Annotated in this window: 2 protein-coding genes and 1 pseudogene; 2 read left to right on the top strand and 1 reads right to left on the bottom strand. The window is 48.2% G+C overall.

Annotated features, from left to right (window positions below; translation table 11 throughout):
* Window positions 1–573 (bottom strand): annotated as a pseudogene (locus METMK1DRAFT_RS18260) (hypothetical protein); the annotation flags it as partial.
* Window positions 574–928: 355 nt separating this feature from the next.
* On the opposite strand from METMK1DRAFT_RS18260, the gene METMK1DRAFT_RS17795 reads away from it, so the two are divergent.
* Window positions 929–1,075, top strand: coding sequence for a hypothetical protein (locus METMK1DRAFT_RS17795; protein WP_155812419.1), 147 nt, complete (start codon window positions 929–931; stop codon window positions 1,073–1,075).
* A 90-nt stretch (window positions 1,076–1,165) separates the two neighbouring features.
* Window positions 1,166–1,360, top strand: a complete 195-nt coding sequence (locus METMK1DRAFT_RS16650; protein ID WP_245544630.1) for a hypothetical protein — start codon at window positions 1,166–1,168, stop codon at window positions 1,358–1,360.
* Window positions 1,361–1,442: the final 82 nt, after the last annotated feature.

Genomic DNA, 1,442 nt, shown 5'->3' with positions numbered 1-1,442 from the left:
CGATACGGTGAAGGCTGACGGCGTACCTATGGCCTGATTCCCGTTGGCGAAGATCAGGGAGGAGGTGGAGTCGAAGAAGACGTAGGGATCCTGGGAGAAGCTCCACCTCTTGGAGAGGACATCGTTAACTACCCCAACGTCCTGATACCAGAGGGGTTGGATGGTTGGAGAGAGGAATTCCCTGATGGAGAGGAAAAAGTCGAATCCAGATGGATTAAGATACACCTTCGCTATTCCACCTATTTCTGGAAAAATACTCAAGTTCGATAAATCAGGCGAATTCATGATATTTATGTCGCCCAACAGCATTATCATTCCATAATTTCCGTTAACCTCAATATATTTCAGAGCCTCATAGAGTCCACATGTACCTGAACCCTCAGTGGCATTTCCATTAAATATTTCCGTCTGCCCAACCCTCACAGTACAATGTCCGTTTATCCCTATTATTTCTATTATATTTATGCCTTCTATAGAGTCGGCACTTTTTTTGATGGATAAGGAACCTAACTCCACCACTGCACCTCCCAAAGCGCCTGCGGAAATCAACCTGACAAAGTCTCTTCTGTTCATTATGTAGAATTTCATACCGACGTGTATTTAATCTTTGAGCTCCTAATACTTCGCAATTCTACTGGGAGTATTCTCATGCAGTCAGTTGTGTTTTACCAATTTTACTAGATGAGAGGCAATACTAGAGAAGGTATAAATTGCGTATGAATTGGTGGAAAAATAATGTATTTCATCATAGTTAGGGTAATATTTATGTTTTCGTGAAGGGGAAGTGAGGAAAGAGGCGTTTTGACTCGGAGGCAATACTAAGTTTGGTATTATGGGGGAGATAAAGGCTTAAGGCGAGGGGCTTCGTTGTCCCAATCATGAAGTTCAAGATCAATCCAGCGAGGTCGGAGCCCCCGCCGAGGAAGTTGTGGAGACGTTTAAATATGTTGCCCACATGGTACCGTGGAGGGACGTGATGAGAGCTGAGTCGCTCGCCACCTGGAACAGGAGCAGGGACTACCTCTATCTGGTGAGGTATTGTTCTCATGCATTCATCTTACTCGAAATGAGTTAGTAATATTATATAATAGATTTCAGGATCATCTTAACCCCTTCCAGGAAGGTTCGGTTCAGGGGGCTCAAGTCCTCGAAGACGTGGGGCTTCGTGACGATCGTCAGGGCCAGGCTGTACTGGAGCGGGCTAAGCTCCTGGTCACGGCCTTGGTGTCCCTGGCGAGCCTGGCTAGTCGACCTGAGGTGGGAGTTGAAGCTCTACGCGGTGTGCTCCTTGCCCGTGACGTGCTTGTCCAGGCTGGTGGACCTGGTATTGGTCGGAGTAGTTCACGTCACCAGGGGGTGACCGGGAGCCGGTAGAGCTCGTAGTCCCTGTCCCCGACCGTGAAGAAGGGGACCCAGTCCACGAGGGAGGCCCACACGTTCCT

The sequence above is a fragment of the Metallosphaera yellowstonensis MK1 genome, from assembly GCF_000243315.1.
Classification (GTDB): domain Archaea; phylum Thermoproteota; class Thermoprotei_A; order Sulfolobales; family Sulfolobaceae; genus Metallosphaera; species Metallosphaera yellowstonensis.
The sequence above is the reverse complement of the archived record's forward strand: the minus strand, read 5'-3'. Positions and strand labels throughout refer to the sequence as shown.